General features: G+C 67.2%; 19 protein-coding genes. 9 read left to right on the top strand and 10 right to left on the bottom strand.

Annotated elements, in window-relative coordinates; translation table 11 throughout:
- Positions 1–174: 174 nt before the first annotated feature.
- Both OVA06_RS12690 and OVA06_RS12685 read left to right on the top strand, forming a co-directional pair.
- Entirely contained in the window at positions 175–1611 is a 1437-nt protein-coding gene (locus tag OVA06_RS12690) for an amino acid permease (protein ID WP_268158691.1), read from the top strand.
- Positions 1612–1793: 182 nt separating this feature from the next.
- The gene (locus OVA06_RS12685; RefSeq protein WP_268158689.1) at positions 1794–2573 is read left to right on the top strand and encodes an IclR family transcriptional regulator; all 780 of its coding nucleotides are present in this window, start codon (positions 1794–1796) and stop codon (positions 2571–2573) included.
- Here the strand turns inward: OVA06_RS12685 and OVA06_RS12680 are convergent.
- Complete coding sequence (locus tag OVA06_RS12680) at positions 2570–3337, bottom strand: IclR family transcriptional regulator (protein WP_268158687.1); 768 nt, start codon at positions 3335–3337, stop codon at positions 2570–2572. The two genes, OVA06_RS12685 and OVA06_RS12680, sit on opposite strands and share 4 nt — an antisense overlap.
- A gap of 90 nt (positions 3338–3427) precedes the next feature.
- Between OVA06_RS12680 and mmuM the strand changes: the two genes are divergently transcribed.
- Positions 3428–4372, top strand: a complete 945-nt coding sequence (mmuM, locus tag OVA06_RS12675; protein WP_268160782.1) for a homocysteine S-methyltransferase — start codon at positions 3428–3430, stop codon at positions 4370–4372.
- Between the two features lie 77 nt (positions 4373–4449).
- Here mmuM and OVA06_RS12670 read toward each other — a convergent pair whose 3' ends face one another.
- Positions 4450–5001 (bottom strand): dihydrofolate reductase family protein, encoded by a 552-nt coding sequence (locus tag OVA06_RS12670; RefSeq protein WP_268158685.1) that lies wholly within the window; start codon positions 4999–5001, stop codon positions 4450–4452.
- A gap of 236 nt (positions 5002–5237) precedes the next feature.
- Here OVA06_RS12670 and OVA06_RS12665 point away from each other — a divergent pair, with 236 nt between their 5' ends.
- Positions 5238–5801, top strand: coding sequence for a hypothetical protein (locus OVA06_RS12665; protein ID WP_268158683.1), 564 nt, complete (start codon positions 5238–5240; stop codon positions 5799–5801).
- Between the two features lie 39 nt (positions 5802–5840).
- On the opposite strand, the gene OVA06_RS12660 is transcribed toward OVA06_RS12665, so the two are convergent.
- A complete protein-coding gene (locus OVA06_RS12660) occupies positions 5841–8033 on the bottom strand; it encodes a putative bifunctional diguanylate cyclase/phosphodiesterase (RefSeq protein ID WP_268158681.1) in 2193 nt (730 codons plus the stop codon).
- Between the two features lie 154 nt (positions 8034–8187).
- Positions 8188–8457, bottom strand: coding sequence for a GlsB/YeaQ/YmgE family stress response membrane protein (locus OVA06_RS12655; RefSeq protein ID WP_056082154.1), 270 nt, complete (start codon positions 8455–8457; stop codon positions 8188–8190).
- A gap of 220 nt (positions 8458–8677) precedes the next feature.
- Here OVA06_RS12655 and OVA06_RS12650 point away from each other — a divergent pair, with 220 nt between their 5' ends.
- Positions 8678–9544: an HAD family hydrolase gene (locus OVA06_RS12650; protein WP_056082151.1), complete on the top strand. Its 867-nt coding sequence runs from the start codon at positions 8678–8680 to the stop codon at positions 9542–9544.
- A gap of 28 nt (positions 9545–9572) precedes the next feature.
- Here the strand turns inward: OVA06_RS12650 and OVA06_RS12645 are convergent, their stop codons facing one another.
- A complete protein-coding gene (locus OVA06_RS12645) occupies positions 9573–10970 on the bottom strand; it encodes a UDP-glucose dehydrogenase family protein (protein ID WP_268158678.1) in 1398 nt (465 codons plus the stop codon).
- A complete protein-coding gene (locus OVA06_RS12640; protein WP_200937855.1) occupies positions 10967–12124 on the bottom strand; it encodes a glycosyltransferase family 4 protein in 1158 nt (385 codons plus the stop codon). The genes OVA06_RS12645 and OVA06_RS12640 overlap by 4 nt, the downstream gene beginning before the upstream one ends.
- A 267-nt stretch (positions 12125–12391) precedes the next feature.
- Here OVA06_RS12640 and OVA06_RS12635 point away from each other — a divergent pair, with 267 nt between their 5' ends.
- A complete protein-coding gene (locus OVA06_RS12635; protein WP_268158676.1) occupies positions 12392–13279 on the top strand; it encodes a PRC and DUF2382 domain-containing protein in 888 nt (295 codons plus the stop codon).
- Between the two features lie 188 nt (positions 13280–13467).
- Positions 13468–14781 carry a cell division protein PerM gene (locus OVA06_RS12630; RefSeq protein ID WP_268158674.1) on the top strand — a complete coding sequence of 438 codons (1314 nt, stop codon included), beginning with the start codon at positions 13468–13470 and terminating at the stop codon, positions 14779–14781.
- A gap of 49 nt (positions 14782–14830) precedes the next feature.
- Here OVA06_RS12630 and OVA06_RS12625 read toward each other — a convergent pair whose 3' ends face one another.
- A complete protein-coding gene (locus OVA06_RS12625; protein ID WP_056082141.1) occupies positions 14831–15262 on the bottom strand; it encodes a hypothetical protein in 432 nt (143 codons plus the stop codon).
- Between the two features lie 39 nt (positions 15263–15301).
- Between OVA06_RS12625 and purN the strand changes: the two genes are divergently transcribed.
- A complete protein-coding gene (gene purN / locus OVA06_RS12620; RefSeq protein WP_056082138.1) occupies positions 15302–15865 on the top strand; it encodes a phosphoribosylglycinamide formyltransferase in 564 nt (187 codons plus the stop codon).
- Positions 15866–15995: 130 nt separating this feature from the next.
- On the opposite strand, the gene OVA06_RS12615 is transcribed toward purN, so the two are convergent.
- Positions 15996–17348, bottom strand: a complete 1353-nt coding sequence (locus OVA06_RS12615) for an MFS transporter (protein WP_268158670.1) — start codon at positions 17346–17348, stop codon at positions 15996–15998.
- 141 nt (positions 17349–17489) lie between these two features.
- Between OVA06_RS12615 and purH the strand changes: the two genes are divergently transcribed.
- On the top strand, positions 17490–19175 hold the full coding sequence (purH, locus tag OVA06_RS12610; RefSeq protein WP_056082132.1) for a bifunctional phosphoribosylaminoimidazolecarboxamide formyltransferase/IMP cyclohydrolase: 1686 nt from the start codon (positions 17490–17492) through the stop codon (positions 19173–19175).
- 135 nt (positions 19176–19310) lie between these two features.
- On the opposite strand, the gene OVA06_RS12605 is transcribed toward purH, so the two are convergent.
- A complete protein-coding gene (locus OVA06_RS12605) occupies positions 19311–19484 on the bottom strand; it encodes a hypothetical protein (protein WP_200937854.1) in 174 nt (57 codons plus the stop codon).
- Complete coding sequence (locus tag OVA06_RS12600; RefSeq protein ID WP_268158667.1) at positions 19468–20433, bottom strand: trypsin-like serine peptidase; 966 nt, start codon at positions 20431–20433, stop codon at positions 19468–19470. The genes OVA06_RS12605 and OVA06_RS12600 overlap by 17 nt, the downstream gene beginning before the upstream one ends.
- Between the last annotated feature and the right edge of the window lie 278 nt (positions 20434–20711).

Raw genomic sequence — 20711 nt, 5'->3', positions numbered from 1 at the left:
ATATAAGCAAGATGCCATGCCTTTAATGACCCTAAATTCGGCAACCGTGCTACTTTCGGCTCTGTCGGCGTTCACTTCTTCGGTTCCCCGTGTTCATGTGAAGCGCACCTGCGAGGCACGTAAACCCTGGCCGCCGCCACTATCTGCACCGATCACCCGCACCTGGAGAAACCCGTGGAACCCTCATTGCCTACGCTCGACACCAGGCCGGACCCGGCGCAGCCGGTCACCTCCGGACTCCGCCGCTCCATGGGGCCGCGGCACCTGGTGATGATCGCCATGGGCGGCGTCATCGGCTCGGGGCTGTTCCTCAGCTCCGGCTACACCATCTCCCAGGCAGGCCCGCTGGGCGCGGTGATCGCATACCTCATCGGGGCGTTCGTGGTGTACCTGGTGATGGCCTGCCTGGGCGAACTGGCCATCGCCTACCCCGTGTCCGGGGCGTTCCATATTTACGCGGCCCGCTCCATCGGACCCGCCACCGGTTTTGCCACCGCCTGGCTCTACTGGCTCTGCTGGGCCGTGGCCATCGGCTCCGAATTCACGGCGTCCGGCCTGCTCATGCAGCGGTGGTTCCCGGACGTGGAGGTGTGGGTCTGGTGCCTGGTGTTCGCGGCCATCCTCTTTGGCTTCAACGCGGTGTCCGCCCGGTTCTTCGGCGAGTCCGAATTCTGGTTTGCCATCATCAAGGTAGCCGCCATTATCGGACTCATTGTCCTGGGCGGCGCGGCCCTGTTCGGCTTCCGTCCGCTCGGCGGCGGCGGGGACGGGCACCCGTTCCTGTTCGAAAACTTCGCCACCGAGTCCGGCCTGTTCCCCAACGGCTTCACCGGCGTCCTGGTCACCGTGCTTGCCGTCTTCTACGCCTTCTCCGGCTCCGAGCTGATCGGCGTTGCCGCCGGCGAAACCAAAGACCCGGCCACGGCCATCCCCAAGGCCATGCGCACCACGGTCATCCGCCTGCTCATCTTCTTCGTCGGCGCCATTGCCGTCATCGCGGCCACCATCCCGTACACCGAGGTGGGGCTCGATGAGAGCCCGTTCGTCACCGTCTTCTCCGCCATCGGCATCCCGTTCGCGGCCGACATCATGAACTTCGTCATCATCACCGCCCTCCTGTCCGCCGGCAACAGCGGCCTGTTCTCCTGCGCCCGCATGCTTTACTCGCTCGCCGACGAAGGCCATGCACCGCGTGCCCTCAAGAAGCTGACCCGCCGCGGCATCCCCCTGGCTGCGCTCTCGCTGAGCATGGTGGGTGGCCTGGCATCCCTGATCAGCAGCGTGGTGGCACCGGAGACGGTCTACCTGGTCCTCGTGTCTGTGGCCGGCTTCGCGGTGGTGGGCGTCTGGATGTCCATCACGGCCTCGCACTTTTTCCACCGCCGCGCCTTCATCCGGGGCGGCGGCGATACCTCCACCCTCGCCTACAAGGCACCGCTGTTCCCGCTGGTCCCCATCCTGGCGTTCACCCTGTGCGTCGTTTCGCTGATCGGCATCGCCCTGGATCCCGCCCAGGCACCCGCCCTGTACTTCGGTGTTCCGTTCGTGGCCGGCTGCTACCTCTACTTCCACCTTCGGCACGGCCGCAAGACCGTTCAGGCGCGGGGCTAAGCCGGGCACGGACGACGACGGCTGTACGGCAGGGGCGCCCGGCACCTTCGCCGGCGCGCGCCGGCGTCGTCCGCGGCCTGGGTGCCGTGGCCGCCTGCAGTGACCATGGGGGCTACGCGGGGCGACGCCGCCAAGGCCGTGGAAGAATGGGGCGCGTGACCGGCGGGAGGGGCAGGGAAAGCGTGGATTCATCCGCTGAGGCGTCGTCCATGGCGCAGGGGCTCCGGATTGTCCGGCTGGTGGTGGACCGGGAGAAATCCGGGCGCCCACTCCTGGGTGTATCCCAGCTCGCCGCGGCGTTGTCGATGGACCAGAGCAGGGTTTCGCGGCTGGCCCAGGAACTCTGCGACCTTGGACTGCTCGAACGCCCGGAGCGTGGTCCGTTCCGTGCCGGGCCGGAATACTTCAGCCTGGCCGCGGCCCTCAATACCGGCTGGGTGCTGGCCGCCCGGGCCGAACTCGAATCCCTGGTTTCCGCCCTGGGCCTGCGTGCAAGGCTCTCTGTCCGCGACGGCTACCGGTCCATCCTGCTCCGGAACTCCAGCAACGACTCCGTACCCGGCAGCTTCGTCCACCCCGGCATGGTCAGTCCGGTGTGGTGCACGGGTGCCGGCCGCGCCCTGCTGTGGGACCTGGACCGGCCGGCCCTCGAGAGGCTGCTGCAGGACGTGAACTTCATTGGCATCGGCGGTCCGGGCGCGGCCCACACCATCGACGATGTCTGGGAGCTCATGGTCCGGGACCGCCCTGCAGGGGCGGTTGCCGCCGTCGAGGAATTCGAGCATGACGTTGTTGAGCTCGCCGTGCCCGTGCGGGACGGGTCAGGAGAAGTGCGGGCCTCGCTGAGTGTGCTCGGCGGTCCCGGCCTGGTGGAGCGGCGTGACGCGGCGGACGCCCTGGCCGCCGCCGCGGAAAGGCTCGGAGCGGCGGGAGGGCCCGGCGCTGCGGCCGTGCCCCACTAGTCCCACGGCCGGTACCCCAATCCCGCTTCGAGCCGCAGCCCCTGCTGGAGCAGCGCTGCGGCGCAGGCCTCCCGGCGGGGTTCCAGCCGGTCCCTGATCCCCACGACCTGCAGGGCTGCCACCACCTCGCCCTTGTAATCGCGCACGGGGACGGCCAGGGAGTACAGCCCCGGTTCTGCCTCCTGGTCCACTATTGAATAGCCCCGCCGGCGCGCCGCTTCCAGCCGGGCCAGGAAGTCTTCCACGCTGCGCGGAGTGTTGGGCCCGTGCCGGACAAAGTCGACGGCCGCGAAAACGGTGCGGATCTCCGCTTCGGAGGCCTCCCAGAGCATTGCCTGCCCGGCGTCGCTGCAGTACGCGGGGTAGGGCCGGCCCAGCCAGGAGCCCACCAGGTTGCTGCTGGCCGGAACACTTTCGCCGATCGTCACGGTGCTGTTTCCGTGCAGGATGCCCAGGAAGCAGGCTTCATCAGTTTCGCCGGCCAGGGTGTCCAGGGCAGTGGCACCGTCGGATTCCAGCCGGCGGGCCGTCAGTTGCTGGGCGTCGGTGAAGACCTCCCAGTCCAGCGCATACGTACGGTGGACGGTGCGGGCCAGGAAGCCCTCCTGCTCCGCACTGCGCAGGTACCGTGAGACCTGGCTGCGGTCCTTGCCCAGGCCGGCGGCAATCTCAGCCACGGTCCCGCCCGGATGTTCGGCCGCGTGGCGGGATCCCACAGCCAGCAGGGCCATGATTCCGCGGCCCATACTGGAGGATTTCGACATGGCTCCGAGTGTAGTTGGGCTGCAGTGCCGTCGCGGTCCCGGGAACGTAATACCCGGCATCGGCATATCTGGATGCGTATAGTGACCAACATGCCTGCCATCCTCACCTTGTCCGCCCTGCTCGACGCCGGGGAATCCCTGACCTCCGACGGCGCACTGGCCACGGAACTTGAGGTGCGCGGCTGCAACCTGGACGATCCGCTGTGGTCAGCCAAGGTCCTGCTGGAACAGCCGGGCCTGATCCGGGACGTGCACCGGGACTACTTCGCAGCAGGGGCAAGGATTGCCACCACCGCGAGTTACCAGGCAACACCCCAGGGATTCGCCGGCCGCGGAATGACGGAGCAGGAGGCCCTCGATCTCGTGGCCCTGTCCGTCCAGCTGGCGGGCGAGGCGCGGCGTGACCACCTGGCCAACCACCCGGAGGCCGGGCCCCTGTTCATCGGCGGATCCGTGGGGCCCTACGGTGCCTACCTCGCGGACGGCTCGGAGTACCGCGGCGACTACGCCCTGACGCCCGCCGAATTCCGGACCTTCCACCGTCCCCGCCTCGAAGCGCTGGCCGGTGCCGGAGCGGACGTCCTGGCCTGCGAAACCCTGCCATCCTTCGCCGAAGCCCAGGCCCTTGCGGAACTGACCAGGGACCTCGGCGTCGAATCCTGGTTCTCCTTCTCCCTCCGCGACGCCGGACACATCAGTGACGGCACACCCCTGGCCGCCGTCGCGGAACTGCTGGACGCTGAGTCCCACGTGGCCGCCGTCGGGGTCAACTGCGTGCCGCTGGCGCTGGTTGCCCCGGCGCTCACGGCCCTCCGCGGTGGCACCAACAAACCGCTGGTGGCCTATCCGAATTCCGGGGAGACCTACGATGCGGGCACCAAGACATGGGACGCAGCGCCCGCTGCGGCCACAGCCCCTGCAGCGCTGGCTGACGGCGTGCCTGCCTGGCAGGCCCTCGGCGCCCGGATCATCGGCGGCTGCTGCAGGACAACGCCTACTGACATCTCCGCCGTCGCGGGGCACATCCAGCGCTAAGTCCGGGGCGAATGCCCGCCATCCCCGGCGTGTCCGGGTCAATGTGCCCCGGCATGGGGCCCATTGGCGCAGGCAGCCTAGTCTCCGCGGAGCCCGTAGGTGCTGAGCACGTTGCCCTTGCTGGTGCGTTTCTCGTCCAGCAGGACCAGCCGGGTGAGGGGATCGCCGTCTTCGAACAGCCGCCTGCCGCTGCCCGCCACCACGGGGTGGGTCATAAGCTGCAGCGAATCCAGCAGCCCTGCGAACAGCAGCTGCCGCGTCACGGAGATGCTGCCGCACACGGCAATCTCACCGCCGTCGGTCTCCTTGAGCTTCGCCACGAACTCCTCCAGCGGTGCGTCCATCAGACGGGAGTTCTGCCACTCCAGGGGCTCGCTCAACGTCCGGGACGCCACATACTTTTGCACCGGGTTGATGAACGCGGCGAAGTCCTGGTCCGCTGACGCGTTGGGCCAGTAGGACGCCCACTCCTCGTAGCTCTTCCGGCCCAGCACCACCGTGTCCACGGTGTTCATCATGCTGGTCAGCCCCTCGCCGAGCTCAGCGTCGAAGCTGTCGAACTGGAACTTGAACGGATCCGAAACCACTCCGTCAATGGAGTGGAACAGTCCGGCCGTTACTTTGCGCATGCGGGTCCTCCAGGGTTCGTTGGGTCAAGGAACAACCTATGCGCCGGGCCGTTCCGGCGGAAGACCAAATACCGCCAAGGCGCGGCTGATTGCCGCCAAAAACGGGGGCGACGGCAACACTCCAGTTACGTTCATCACTCGCCGTGGCGTCTTGCCGGGATTCGGCGGAAAGTGGCCCCATACTTAGGGTGATGCGGCCACTTTCCGCAGCCCCGGCCAGGCAAGGAGGAAGTGCATTGGAAACCCTGAAGAAGATTGTGCGGAACCAGTACTTTCCCGCCGGAGCAGTCCTCGCGGCGGTCATCCTCTTCTGGCTCGTGGGAATCCTTGGCGGGCTGTCCCTCCTGCACAACAACCAGCCGCCGCTGACCACCCTCACCTGGATGCTCTTCGTGTACACCGCTGCGGTACTCACACCGCTCGCGGGCCTGCTGGCCGCCGTGGACCTTATCCGCCGCTGGCGCCGCAACCGCGCCGCAATGGCAAACCCCGCTGATGCGTTCGTCCCGGCTGAAAACGCTGTCGACGAGTACGGCGTCATCGAGTATGCCCTTGACGAGGAATCAGCTGGGCCGGCCCGGGTCGAGCGGACTGCCACTCAGGCTGTTGCCGTGGAATCCAGCGCCGCGGAACCGGCTGCCGGGTCATCCGCCCAGGACCCTGCACCGTACGACCACGCCCAGTCCACCGCACCCGAAGCGCGCGGGCAGCAGGGCCCGGCTGCTCCGCCGCGGCCCCCAGGCCAACCCCTCGGCTCGGGAAAGAAGCCCAGGCAGCCCGGCGGCAGGCAGGCCGCCTAGCAGCCGGACGGCCCGGCGTCGTACTTGCGCAGCCGCGAGCTAGCGTTGGTGCAGCGCGCCGAGCACCTCTTTGGCCTGGCGCAGCGCGTCCCCAAGACGCGCGGCCGGCTCCGGCAGCGAGAACAGGTAGCCCTGCAGCGCATCGCAGTCGAGCGCCGTAAGGTAGTCCGCCTGTGAAACCGTCTCGATTCCCTCCGCGGTGACGGTCAGCCCCAGGCTGTGCGCCATGTTGATCATGGAGCTGAGGATGGGCAGGCGTTCGCTGCCGGTACGCACCATGGACACAAAGGTCTTGTCGATCTTCACGGCGTCCACCGGCAGGTCCTGCAACCGCCCCAACGAGGAATAGCCGGTGCCGAAGTCGTCCAGGGCAACCCGGGCGCCCGCATCCCGCAGCGTGCTGAGCTGCCTGATCAGGTCGCAGTCGGCATGGAAGAATACGCTTTCGGTGACCTCCAGCACCAGCTGGCGGGCGGCCACGCCGCTGGCCTCCGCGAGGCCCAGCACCTTCGCGGCAAAGTCGTGTTCCTGCAGCTGCACGCCTGACACGTTCACCGCCAGCGACCTCGCCGGGTCCCCGCCCAACCAGTCCGCCAGCTGCGCCATGCCCTGGGCCATCACTTCCAGGCCGATGTCCCGGATCAGCCCCGTGCGTTCGGCCAGGGGAATGAAGTCCGACGGCGGCACCCGCCCGGCGCCGCGGTCCCACCGGGCGAGGGCCTCGAACTGGACCACCTGCCCGCTGCGGTGCGACACGATGGGCTGGAAATCCACTGAGATCTCGCCGCCCTGCAGGGCGAACTGCAGTCCGCTTTCCATGTCCGTCCGTTGCACCAGGGCAGCCATCATGTCCGGATGGAACCGCAGGAAGCGGTTCTTCCCGGCGGCCTTCGCCGCGTACATGGCGATGTCCGCCTGGCGCAGCAGCTCGGACGGGCCAACCTCGTCCCGCCCCCGCGATGCCACTCCGAGGCTCAGGCTGGGGCGAAGCGCGCGGCCGCTGATGGTGACGGGGACGTGCAGGCAGCGGACAATGCACGCCGCGATTTCATCCACGTTGGGGCAGGCCGTCAGGAGCACCACGAACTCGTCGCCGCCCAGCCGTGCCACCACGTCCGCGGCCGGAAGGCAGCCGCGCAGCCTGCGGGAGACCTCGATCAGCATGTCATCCCCGGCCTGGTGGCCAAGGAGGTCATTGACCTCCTTGAAATCGTCCAGGTCCAGAAGCAGCACATCAACGGACTTGAGCCGGGGTTCCTGCAGAGACCCGGCCAGGGCGTCCTTGAACACGGCCCTGTTGGCCAGGCCGGTCAGCGGGTCCTGGAAGGCCATGACGCGCAGCTTTTCCGCCTGCTCCGCCAGGTCAAGCATGGCCTGGTGCGCTTGTTCCTGGGCCTTGCGGCGGGGAGTGACATCCCGGAAGCTCCACACCCGGCCCACAACATCCTCGCCCACCTTGTGGGGGCGCGAATAGCGTTCGAAGGTGCGGCCGTCCTTGAAGTCCAGAACGTCGTAGCTCTCGGCGGTGGTGTTGCCCTGGACTTCCATGAGCCTGGCCAGGAACGCGCCGGGGTCGGTGAGCTGGCCGGTAATGCGCTGCATTACCGGGTCCCCGCTTTCACCTTCCATGAGTTTGCGGGGAATGTCCCACATGGTGAGGAACTGGTCGTTGTACCCGGCCACGGTGCCGTTGGAGCCCATCACCAGGATGCCGTCCGCCGTGGACTCCAGGGTGGACGCCAGCAGGGACATCGCATCGCGAAGGTCCGCATTCGTGGCCTGCCGGTGCGAAGTACCCCGGACCGAGAGGAGGACCTGCGCCCCGGCCGGGACGCCGCCGTCGGGCGCGGTGTCCGTGGCATCGGCGGCGCCGGCCGCTGCGTTCCAGGGCAGCTGCCCGGGCCCGGGGGGAAAGAGGGACCCGGCCACTTCCGCGGAGAAGCTGGTGCCGTCGGCATGGACCCAGGCCACTTCCCGCGGGTGCGCGGTGGACCGGGCCAGGATCTGCCGGAAGAGCCTTTCGACCTCGGGGTGGGAGCGGTCAGCCAGGAGGGTCCGGTAATCCAGGCCGGTGAGGAACCTGCGGTCCAGTCCAAAGAGCTTTGTTGCTGCCCCGTTGGCCAGGGTGATGGTGCCATCCGCCGCGAGGGCCAGGAAGGCATCCGGGCTGGCGTCAAGCATCGCCTCGAACGTCCGGACTGCCATTGTGCTTTCGTGGCCGGATTCAGCCATACCACCACCCCCTCGCACATCATAAGGTGCGAACTGCCGGTAATGGGGGCCAGGTTCACTACGGATTGGGCACGAATACCGGTACAGAACCGGAACGCAGAAACGCCGCCCCGCTGCCGGGACGGCGTCTCTGCGCTTGTGGATGGAGGGGGTGTTAGGCCCGGTGCCCGCTGCGGTTCATGACTGCGCCGTAGATCAGCAGGACCACGATGGATCCGAGGATGGCAAGCAGCCAGGTGCGGATATCGAAGAACTCGGCCAGGCCGCCGCCGAAGATCAGCGACCCGATCCAACCGCCGAGGATTGCGCCGACTACGCCGAGGACCATGGTCACCAGCCAGCCTCCGCCCTGACGGCCCGGCAGGATCGCCTTTGCAATGGCGCCCGCAATCAGGCCCAAGATGAGAAATCCGAGAATGCCCATGCTGTCACTCCTTATTAGTAAGTTGTGCCGTGCCCCCATCTCCGGTTCCCTAATTCAATCAGCGTGCTTACTTCGCTGCAAGGCTTTCAATATCACAGGATGACTATCAGTTTTTCCGGCAAACACCCGCCTGACCAGCCCTCTTGGCCTGGCGGGGCGCCATATTACGGGCCTTCGATAGGATGAATTGTCCCGGTTAGCACTTCCCTAGGAGCCCGGCATGGCCAGCCAGCAAACAGACCGTCCGCGCGCCATCTTCCTCGACATTGACGGAACATATGCGGACCACGGCCTGGCCCCGGCAGCCCACGTGGAGGCGGTGCAGGAAGTGCGCCGCCGCGGCCACCTGGTGTTCGTGTGCACCGGGCGTCCGCTGTCCATGGTGCCGGCCCACATCCTGGAGGCAGGGTTCGACGGCGTGATCACCGGCGCGGGTGCCCGGGTGGAAATGAACGGGGAGGTACTCAAGGACACCCGGTTCGAACCCGGCGTGGCGGCCCTCATCGTGGACACCCTGGACGCCAACGACGTCGCCTACATCCTGGAGGCTCCCGAAGCCTTGCGCGGCCGCACCGGAGTGGGTGAGCGGCTCCGGCGGGTCCTCACTCCCGTCTTTGCCGGCCGTTCCCGGCACGACGGCGTCCTCAGTACCGACGTGGATCCCGTGGACGACATCCTGGGGCCGGTCCAGTACAGCGACGACCTTCGCGGGGCGTCCTTCGCCAAGATTTCCTGCTTCGATTCCCCGGTACCGCTGACCCGCCTCATGGGTGGCCTCGGCCCGCAGGTGGGGCTCATCCCCAGTTCCCTGTCCGCCCTTGGCGACTCAGCCGGGGAGATCTTCATGGCCGGAACCCACAAGGCCGTGGGCATCCGGGTGGTGGAGGAACGCCTGGGCCTGCACCGGGAGGACATCGTGGCCATCGGCGACAGCGCCAACGACATCGAGATGCTCGAGTACGCCGGGGTGGGCATCGCGGTGGAGGACGGACATCCAGGCGTGCTTGCCGTCGCCGACCGGCTCACACCCGGCCCGGCCGGCAACGGCGTGGCGCTCGCCTTCGCCGGCCTGGGCCTCCTGGACTGACTGGCCTCCTGGACTGAACGCCGTCCGGTCAGCGGCGGGCTGCGGTTGCGACTTCGGCAGCAACCCCACCCGCATCACTTGATGAAGCCGGGCACGTGCCAAGGCCGCGCACCACCCAGCCTTCCGCCAGCCATGCCGCGGCGTCCAGTGCGTTGCGCGCATCCAGCAGCACACGCCGTCGTACCAGGCTGCCTGCAACGGCCGGGGACAGCCGGCGGTACTCATCCCACTCGGTGAGTAGCAGCACCAGTTCTGCTTCTTCCAGGGCCCGGGTTGCGTTGGCCTCGAACCGCAGCCGGGGGTAACGCCGCCACGCGTTGTTCACGGCCTTGGGGTCCGTGACGGTCACATGAGCTCCGGCCGCCGCGAGGCGGTCTGCCACGTCCAGGGCGGGGGAGTCGCGGATGTCGTCCGTGTCCGGTTTGAAGGAGGCGCCCAGCACGGTGATGGTCCGGCCGGCCACGGTACCGCCGCAGAGGTCCGCCGCCAGGTCCACCGTGCGCTGCCGCTGGCCAAGATTGACCGAGTCCACCAGCTGCATCCAGTCCGCCACGGCATCCACGCCGTGGCTTGTGGCCTGTGCCCGGAAACTGCGGATGTCCTTGGGCAGGCAGCCGCCGCCGAAGCCCAGCCCGGCATGCAGGTAACGGTTGCCGATCCGCGGATCCAGCCCCATTGCCTCACTGAGTTCCGCCACGTCCGCGCCGGACGCATCGCACAGCTCCGACACCGCGTTGATGAAGCTGATCTTGGTGGCCAGGTACGCGTTGGCCGCGGACTTGATGAGTTCTGCCGTGGCGCAACTGCAGACCTGCCGGGGAATGCCTGCCCGCAGCAGCGGCTCGTAGACCGCATCCAGGGCTGCCGCCACCCCCACGGGCGCGCCGGTGGACCGGTTGAACGCCGCGGCTTTCCCGCCGTCCACGCCGTACACCAGGCGGTCCGGCACCAGCGAGTCCTTGACGGCTGTGCCCTGGCGGAGGAACTCCGGGTTCCAGCCCAGCAGGACATCGGGACGCCGCCCCAGCACCCCGCGCAGCATGTCCACGGTGCCCACCGGCACCGTGGATTTACCCACGACGACGGCGCCCGCGGCCAGGTGCGACAGCAGGGCCCGGGTGGCGGAGACCAGGTAGGACAGGTCGGCGGCGTCGGAGGCCTTGTCCTGCGGGGTGCCCACGCACAGGAAGTGCACCTGGGCGCCGGCGGCATCCGCGATGTCGGTGGAGAACCGGAGCCGTCCGGTGGCGCTGCCGTCCTGCAGCAGCTCGTCAAGGCCCGGTTCGTGGAAGGGGGCTGCACCGCGGGCCAGCTGTTCCACTTTCGCGTGGTCCACGTCGATGCCAACAACTGAGTGGCCCATCGAGGCAAGGGTGGCCGCGTGCACGGCGCCCAGGTAGCCGCAGCCGATCACCGAAATTTTCATAGAGCTGCTCCCTTGGCTTTGTACGAACCGGACAAAACCGGCTGTTCTGCGATGACATCGGTGTAGTGGCAGATCAGTTCCGAGCACAGGGCCGGCCATGTGCGGGCCTGTACCGAGGCGTGAGCCGCGGCGGCGAACGCCCGGCGCTTGGCGTCGTCGCCCATCAGGTCCAGGACGTGGCCTCGCATGGCGGACAGGTCACCGGGCTCGTAGAGCCAGCCGGTCCGGGAGTTCTCCACCAGGTCCAGCGGTCCGCCGCGTCCCGTGGCCACCACCGGCACCCCCGATGCCATGGCTTCCTGGATGGTCTGGCAGAAGGTTTCGAACTCGCCCGGATGGACGAAGAGGTCAAAGGACGCCACCGCGCGGGCCAGGTCATCGCCGCCCAGGAACCCGGTAAAGACGGCTCCCGGGAGGGTTTCCTGCAGGGCTGCCCGCTGCGGTCCGTCACCTACGATCACCAGGGTGGTGTCCGGCATTCCGGCCAGGGCTGCGAGGTCCTCCACCTGTTTTTCCACGGCCAGCCTGCCCACGTAGCCGATGATCCGGTGGCCCGCCGGGGCCACCGATGCCCGCCACCCGTCGTCGCGCTTGTCCGGCGAGAACCTGGCCGTGTCCACCCCGCGGCGCCACATCCGCACCCGGGGAATGCCGCGTCCGCGCAACTGGTTCAGCGCGAACGTGGAAGGCACCAGGGTCCTGGAAGCAAGCAGGTGGATATTCTCCACGCGGTTCCAGGCCCAGTTCTCCAGGAACGGGACGCCGTACCGGGCCGCGTAGCCGGGAACCTCTGTCTGGTAAACCGCGACGGCGGGGATGCCAAGCTGGGCGGCCGCCTGGGCTGCCCGCCAGCCGAGGACGAACGGCGAGGCCAGGTGGACGACGTCCGGTGCGTAGTCGGCAAGGATTCGCTTGACCCGGTACACACCGCCCATCGCCACCCGGACATTCGCGTACCCCGCAAGCGGGACGGCCGGAAGCCGGTGGATCTCGGCGCCCTTGACATGGTCCTCCGCACCGCCGTCGTGCGCTGACGGCGCGATGACCAGGACATCGTCACCCCGCTCCTGCAGATAGTCCAGCACCCGCAGGATGGAGTGCGTGACCCCGTTCATCAGCGGCAGGAATGATTCAGCAACAATTGCGATCCTCACCCCTCCACGGTGGGTGCCGGCCCTGACGCGGCGGGGATGAAGGCATGGCCCGGGGGGAAAGGTTCGGTGAACAGCGGGGAGCATCAGCCCGGGTCAATGAAAAAAATACTAAGCAGACTTCCCATTTGATGCTAAGCATGCTTACTGTAGTAGGGCAGTCAGCGCAGGCCTCAAGCAACGGGGCGGGAGCCGAAGACCGGGGAAATCCCGTGCCGGAAAATCCGATGCTGGCGCATGCCTAGTGCAACGATTATCCAAGGAGAAGTCATGCTCAACCGGGAGAACATTGAGACCCTGCTCCACAAGGGCGGCAACGTCATCGGAGCCGACGGCGACAAGATCGGCTCGATTGGCCAGCTGTACGCAGATGACGACACGGGTGAGCCCACCTGGGTTACCGTCAAGACGGGCCTCTTCGGCACTTCGCAGTCCTTCATCCCCGTAGAGGGTGCGCGCACCCAGGACGACGACTTGGTGGTTCCTTACACCAAGGACCACGTCAAGGACGCTCCGCGTGTCGACGTCGACGGCCACCTCACCCCCGAGGAAGAGGACCGGCTCTACACGCACTATGACCGTGGGGCCAGGACGTACTCCGACTCGCAGGACGATGTGCAGCGGGACGTCGACTTGCAGGGCGACGCCGACCTGAACGCCGGCACCCCCAACGCCGGTGTCACCGGCGACCGCGACTCCGGCCGCGACAGGGACTACGACGGCGGCCGCGGCGTTGGGCAGGACACCTCCGGCCCGAATACTGACGACGCGATGACGCGATCCGAGGAACGGCTTAACGTCGGCACCGAACGCGAAGCAGCCGGCCGCGTCCGCCTGCGGAAGTACGTCACCACGGAGAACGTCACAAAGACCGTGCCCGTCCAGCGCGAGGAGGTCCGGTTGGAGCGCGAGCCGATTACGGACGAAAACCGCGGCGCCGCACTTTCCGGACCGGATATCAGCGAGGAGGAGCACGAGGTGATCCTCCACGAGGAGCGCCCCGTGGTTGAGAAGGAAACCGTCCCGGTGGAGCGAGTCAGGCTCGACAAGGAAGTGGTCCAGGACGACGTCACCGTGAGCGAGGAAGTCCGCAAGGAGCACATTGACGCGGACGGCCTGGACGGCGAACGCCGCACCGGCGACGACAAGCGTCTCTGATATAGCGCACACCACCGGAGCCACGTAGCGGCATCGAACGCCTCCCCGCCGGGTGGCTCCGGGGGTGGGTGTGCGGATACTGCGGATGCCGGGAGTCCCTTCGGGGGCTCCCGGCATTCGTGTGTCCGTACCTCCCGGGGCCTGTCGCTGGCGGGCGGCAGGGGCCCGGCGTGACACCATGGATCACGATGAAACTGCGCGCTGACCAGACCGGAGACCGTGGCCTTCCCATGCCCTTGTGGCTGCAGGGAGCTATTGAAACAGCCCAGGCGGCGATCATTTCCGCGCTGGCCGTGCTGGTTCCCATCATTGCCGTCTGGGCAACGGCCGGCTTCCAGGACGACGGGTTTGAGACGCTGGCCCGGCTTGCCGGCCAGTCGTGGCTCCTGGTGCACGGTGTACCGCTGGAACTGGCAACGGCCGGATCCACCGCCGCGTCCCACACCGGCTCAGGCCTGCTGACGCTGGTGCCCCTCGGCCTGACACTGATCCCGTTCCTGCTCGCCTGGCGGGCCGGGCGGCGCCTGGCGCGGGCCTCCTACACGGACCAGCTGTGGCAGGCGCTGCTGGGATCATGGGTGGTCTACTCGGCGTTCGGTGTGGCCACCGGTTTCGTCTGCCGCACCCCGGACGTCGGCATCAACCTCGGTTACGCCATGGTGGTGCCCCTGATTCCATTCGCCCTGGGCATGGTCATCGGCGCCCGCCGCGAAGCCGGATCGTGGAGCCGGCTGATCGGTGTGGACGCCGTCGACTGGATTTCGCGGACCAGCCAGCATTCACGGTGGGCGGGGTCCTACCTCGCTTCGGTGGTGAAGGCCGGGTTTGTGGCTGTTGCCGCTGCCCTGGCATTGGCCGCCGTGCTGCTGGCCGTGGACCTGTTCGTCCACTGGAACCTGGTGCTGGCCGTCTATGAAGCGCTCGACGCCGGTGCCGCCGGCGGTGCGGCCCTCACCGTCGCCCAGCTCGGCTACCTTCCCAACCTGGTGGTCTTCGCCCTCGCGTGGACCTCGGGTTCCGGCTTCGCCATGGGAGTCGGTTCCCAAGTGGGCCCGCTGGGTACCGCCGTTGGGCCCCTGCCATCCATCCCGGTTCTGGCCGCCATTCCTGCCGGAGCCCTGGACTACGCCTTCGTGGCCCTCCTGGTGCCGGTCATCGCCGGCGTGCTGGCCGGATGGTGGTTCCTCCGGGAAGGCGAGAACCACTTTGACGAGTGGCTCTCCATCAAGGTCCACGCCCGCTGGTTCACTGCCACGGCGTCCACCCTGGTCCTGGGAGTATTGGCCGGGGCCGCGGCGGGACTGCTGGCCATGGGGCTGGCCTGGCTAGCCCGCGGCTCGGCCGGCATCGGCCGGCTGACCGACATCGGACCGGACCCTCTGTGGACGGGTGTCTGGCTGGCCGCGGAGGTGGGTGCCGGCGTCGTGATCGGTTACGCTGCCGGGCCGTGGCTGGAACGTGAACGGGCCGTGGCGGATGACGACGCGGAACTGGTCCACTAGCTTCGAAAGCCGGGACCCTTAGGTCCCTAACCTGTCAGCAAAGGCGCTGCTACGGCGCCTGGCGGGGGAGTGATCCCTCCAGCTGCACCTGGCAGGTCCGTTGTGCCTGGTCTGTGAGCGCCCGGTTCACGCAGGCCTGGTACTCCGCTGCCTGGTTGAAGAACAGTGCCGAGGCCAGGGTCAGCAGCACCATGCCGGCGGTCACCATCAGGCCGCAGATGGTGGCGAACAGAATCAGCCGGGACTCTCTTGAACGGAACCACCTGATCAACAGGACGATACCGAGGGCCAATGCGGCTGCTGTCAGGATTCCCGTCAGCCAGAGATAGCGGACATCCAGCTGGTAGACGAAGAATGACCCCAGCACGGACACGATGAACATCCGGAACAGGGTGTGGGTCTTGGCCCTTGAGGCTTTTGCAGCCTCGCTGAGCGGCGGTTTTGTCCGCTGGGGCCCGGCCGGTTCCGGTGTGGAGTTCATGTTTTCCAGCCTACGCGAGCCTGCCCATAAGCTAGACGCATGCGCATCGTAGTCCTCGTTTCCGGTACCGGCTCCAACCTCCAGGCTGTCATTGACGCGGTCAAAGCGGGGGAGCTGGACGTGGACATCGCCGCCGTCGGGGCGGACCGGCCCGGCACCTACGGCGTGGAGCGTTCGGCCGCGGCCGGGATACCCACCTTCGTGGTGGACTTCAAGGAGTACCCGGACCGGGCCCAGTGGAACGCCGCATTGACCAGAGAGGTGGCCGCATTCCAACCGGACGTGGTGGTGTCCTCCGGCTTCATGCGGATCGTCAGCCCGGAATTCATCGACGCTTTCGGCGGCAAGTACCTCAACACCCACCCGGCCCTGCTTCCGGCGTTCCCCGGTGCCCACGGTGTCCGTGACGCGATGGCCTACGGGGTCAAGGTCACGGGCTGCACGGTGCACTGGGCTGACGCCGGCGTGGACACCGGACCCATCATCGCCCAGGAGGCGGTGGCCATCGAGGACGCCGACACCGAGGAGACCCTGCACGAGCGCATCAAGGTGGTGGAGCGCCGGCTGCTGGTGTCCACCCTGGCCAGCCTCGCCGCTGGCTGACGCCTCCCCGACTCGCAAAGCCGTATTCGACTCGCACATTCGATGGCGCCCCGGAGATAGCTGGTGCGACAGCGAATAACCCTGTCGATTTTGAGGGTGAGGGTCGGCGGAGGTGAGTGTCGACGGCGGGTCAGTCGAGGCGGCGCTGGCGGGTTTCGGGGGAGAAGAAGGCCATCCACAGCACTGCCAGCAGCACCAGGCCGCCGGCCAGGGCGAAGGACGTAGCCAGGCCCAGCTCAGGCCAGAAGTAGTTGGCGAAAATCAGCGGACCGAAACCGGCGCCCAGACGCGAGAACGTGGATGCCCAGCCAAAGCCGGTGCCGCGCAGCTCGGTGGGGTAGAGCTCCGACACGTAGGCGTACAGCACCGGGATGGCCACCTGCACCACGAACCCGAACACCAGCAGCCAGAACACCGCTGCAGACGGGATGTCCACCACGAACGCCACGATCACCAGCGTCAGTGCGGACAGCGGTCCGGTGATCGCCAGGATCCATTTGCGGCCCACGCGTTCCACCAGCAGGGCGGCAACGATGACGCCCAGGAGCCCGACGGCGGCCATCGACGCCGTGGTGACGAACGCCTTGTATTCGGCGAAGCCTGCGCCAATGAGGATCCGCGGCATCCACGTCAGCGACAGGTAGTAGACCAGCAGGATGCTGAAGAACAGGGCCCACGCGGCGGTGGTGATCTTCCAGTTGAACTGCCACACCGACCGCAGCTGGGTCCAGGCGCTGCCGGCGGAGAGCCGGGGTACGTCCTTCGCATCCGGCAGGCTGTAGGCCCGGGCTTCGGCGCCCGTGGCTGCCACCAGCCCGTCGATGACCTTTGCAGCCTCGTCCCGCCGGCCCTTGCGGATGAGGAACAGCGGTGACTCCGGCACGCTTCGCCGGACCCAGAACACCAGCAGCGCAGGCAGGACCATGACCAGCATGGTCAGCCGCCAGTCACCGTAGAGAGCCACCAGGCCAGCGGAAACGAAACCCGCCAGGGCAGCGCCCACCGGCCACCAGCCATCCATGGCGGTGAGTACTTTGCCGCGCTGCTTCCGGGGAGTGAACTCACCCACCAGTGCATAGTCCACCGGAATGCAGCCGCCCAGGCCAAAGCCGGCCAGGAACCTGAAGACACAAAACCAGATGAAGTCCGGGGCGAAGGCGCCGGCCACGGTGAAGACGGCGAACAGCAGCAGCGTGGCGGTAAACGCCTTCTTCCGGCCGATGGTGTCCGCGATGGTGCCCCAGATGAAGGCCCCCAAGGCCATGCCAATCAGGTTCGACGTCCCCACCCACGCCACCTCACCGGGGGGCAGTGCCCAATGCTTCGACAGCAGGGGAATCAGAATGCCGTTGAGCGTCACATCCCACGCGTCAAACATGAATCCGAGGCCGCCGATCAGGAAGATCCGCCCCTGGACTTTCCATCGCCAGGGCAGTTCCTGGACCACCTGTTCGCCGCTGGGCACAGTGGTGTAAGTGTTCATTGCCGCCTCCTTCTGAAACTTTAGCCCCGCCCACCGGCGTTCACACTCCGGCGGACACTCGGGGCAACGTGCGCTACGCGATAAACTGGCCCTATCCCCACCAACCGCGGCACTGAACCGCGAGATAAGACGGAGACATTTGTGAGCTTCACGCAGCATGAGCGCGTATCCATTGACCGTGTACCCATCCGCCGGGCCCTGATCTCGGTTTACGACAAGACCGGCCTGGAGGAGCTCGCCACAGGCCTGCACGCAGCGGGTGTGAAGCTGGTCTCCACCGGTTCCACCGCGAAGAAGATCGCTGCTGCGGGCATCCCCGTGCAGGAGGTTGAGGAAGTCACCGGTTCCCCGGAAATGCTGGACGGCCGCGTCAAGACGCTGCACCCCCGCGTCCACGGCGGCATCCTGGCAGACCGCCGCGTCCCCGCCCACATGGAGACGCTCGAAAGCATGGATATCGAGGCCTTCGACCTGGTGGTGGTAAACCTCTACCCGTTCGTGGAGACCGTCAAGTCCGGTGCCGCGCAGGACGACGTCGTCGAGCAGATCGACATCGGAGGCCCCGCCATGGTGCGCTCGGCCGCGAAGAACCATGCCGCCGTCGCCATCGTGGTGGATCCGTCCTTCTACGGCCAGGTGGTGGCTGCTGCCGCCGCGGGCGGTTTCGACCTGAAGACCCGGCGCCGCCTCGCCGCCAAGGCCTTCGCGCACACGGCGTCCTACGACAACGCCGTGGCCACCTGGACTGCCAGCCAGTTCCTTGATGAAGACGGCGACGGCATCATCGACTGGCCCGCCTACGCCGGAATGTCCCTGGAACGTTCCGAGGTGCTGCGTTACGGCGAGAATCCGCACCAGCAGGCTGCGCTCTACGTGGACAAGGCTGCCCCGGTGGGCATCGCCCAGGCCGACCAGCTGCACGGCAAGGCCATGAGCTACAACAACTTTGTTGACGCCGACGCCGCCCTGCGCGCCGCCTTCGATTTCAGCGAGCCGGCCGTGGCCATCATCAAGCACGCCAACCCGTGCGGCGTTGCCGTCGGTTCGGCAGACGCCGCGGACCCCATCGCCGACGCCCACGCCAAGGCCCACGCCTGCGACCCCGTGTCCGCGTTCGGCGGCGTCATCGCAGCCAACCGCCCGGTCACGGCGGCCATGGCCAACACCGTGAAGGACATCTTCACCGAGGTTGTCATCGCGCCCGGTTTCGAGGCCGAGGCCGTGGAGATCCTCTCCAAGAAGAAGAACATCCGGCTGCTCGCCCTGCCCGAGGGCTACGGCCGCTACCCCACGGAGTTCCGCCAGGTTTCCGGCGGCATGCTGGTCCAGGTCAGCGACAAGGTGGACGCCGACGGCGACAACCCCGCCAACTGGACGCTCGCCGCGGGCGAAGCCGCCGATGAGAAGACCCTCGCGGACCTCGCCTTCGCCTGGACCGCCTGCCGTGCAGCAAAGTCCAACGCCATCCTCCTCGCGGACAACGGCGCAGCAGTCGGCATCGGCATGGGCCAGGTCAACCGCCTCGACTCCTGCAAGCTGGCCGTGGAACGCGCCAACACGCTGGGCCTGCAGGTGGATTCCGACGTCGACGGCGCCGGCGGTGCCTCCAACGCCACGGGTGCCGGCGCACCCCGGCGTGCCCAGGGCGCGGTGGCAGCTTCGGATGCCTTCTTCCCGTTCGCTGACGGCCTGCAGATCCTGATCGATGCCGGGGTCCGCGCCGTTGTCCAGCCGGGCGGATCCGTCCGCGACGAGGAAGTCATCGCTGCGGCCAACGCCGCCGGAATCTCCATGTACTTCACCGGAGCGCGACACTTCTTCCACTGAGCCGACTGATCGGCTGCTCCGTAGATGCCGTTTTGAGACACCAAAAGGGCATCTACGGAGCAATGGATGGACTTTAATTGACGACGGCGCCCGTCCCCTTCGCAGGGGGGCAGGCGCCGTCGTTATTTTGTTGGCTTAGTCCTCGTCGGCCGGGTGCTGCTCTTCAGGTTTTGGCCGCAGCACAAGCTCCCGGGGCTTGGCCTCCGCCATCCGTTCATCGGTCCAGTACTCGAGGATTTCCTCGTGCGTCTGGGTTACCTCGATGTGGGCCACGCCGTCATCGGGCTCTTCGCTAGGACCGTGACGCAACGCGGTAGGTCTTTTCAATCGAGTCACCCCAGTACGGGCCGTACATGACCTTGGAGCCGCTGTAGCCGTAGCTGTTGATCGAGTTCTGCAGTCCATCCGGGCCGGAGCCGATGAACCACGGGCCGCCGGAGGAACCGCTGGTCATGTCGCATGGGATGCCCTGGGTGGTGAAAGCCGGGTTGACGGTGTCGTTTGTGGCAGTGCCCGCACAGCTCTTCAGGGTCTCGCCGTTGTACTGCTTGTCTGCAGGGTAGCCGTAAGACGTGTAGGACAGTCCGCGGTCCTCGTTGAACGCCACTCCGGAGCCGCCCACCACGTCGGTCAGCAGGTCGCCGTCGAGGCGGTCCATCACGGCGAACGCCGTGTCGTAGGAGATGTCGCCGGAGGCGGTCCATTCGCTGGTGGTGTAGAGGTCGCTGGCGGTCCACTTTCCATATGGCGCTTGGCCGTTCTCGTAGGCGGGAACGAAGACGAAGTTCGTGGCCTCCTGGCCCGGGCCGCCAAAGACGCAGTGGCCGGCTGTAGATACGGTGCTCTTGTTCCTGGACGTCACGGCGTTGCCGGAGCAGACGTAGTTGGCGCCGCCCATGGTGAAGAAAACCTTGCCAATGTGGGTCACTGAACCGGTTGTTGCTGCCTTGGCCTTGCTGGCGCGAACTTTGGTGTTCTTTCCTTTGGCCACTGTTGCGGGATTGGAACGGGGGCTCGTTGCCAGGGCTTTCCCGGCCAGGACATCACCGGGGCGGGCACCCTCCATCCGGTCCGCGGTCCAGTAGTCCGCGGCACCAGTGCTATTAACGGCAAGGCGGGCGACTGAGGGGAGCAGGGAGTCTTCGGAGGGCGATGGGGAGGCCGGTGCGGCGGAGGCGCCGCCGGCGGTGGTCAGAGCCAGAACGGCTGCGGCGGAGAAGCTCAGTATGCCGGAAGCCAGGGACCGGGTGCGTGTCATTGTTGTCCTGTCTGAACGGAAAATGCCCCGGGGGAGAGGGCACGGATCGACTTCAAGAATTTATCGCGCGCGTCACATATAAGTAAACAGGATCGACTTACCCTGCAGCGGAAAGGGGGCTGTGGAGCCGCAGGTCAGGAGCAGGACGCGGGGCGGGGTGGGGCACCTGGGCGGGCGCCGCCGTCGTACGCTTCTCCATCGCTGTAATCCTGCTCACGGCGGGGTCATCCAGCGTTCCCGGTAGGGTTCAAACCCGTGTCCTCGGGTAAGTTGTACTT

This window comes from Pseudarthrobacter sp. SL88 (assembly GCF_026672455.1).
Classification (GTDB): Bacteria; Actinomycetota; Actinomycetes; order Actinomycetales; family Micrococcaceae; genus Arthrobacter.
The sequence above is the reverse complement of the archived record's forward strand: the minus strand, read 5'-3'. Positions and strand labels throughout refer to the sequence as shown.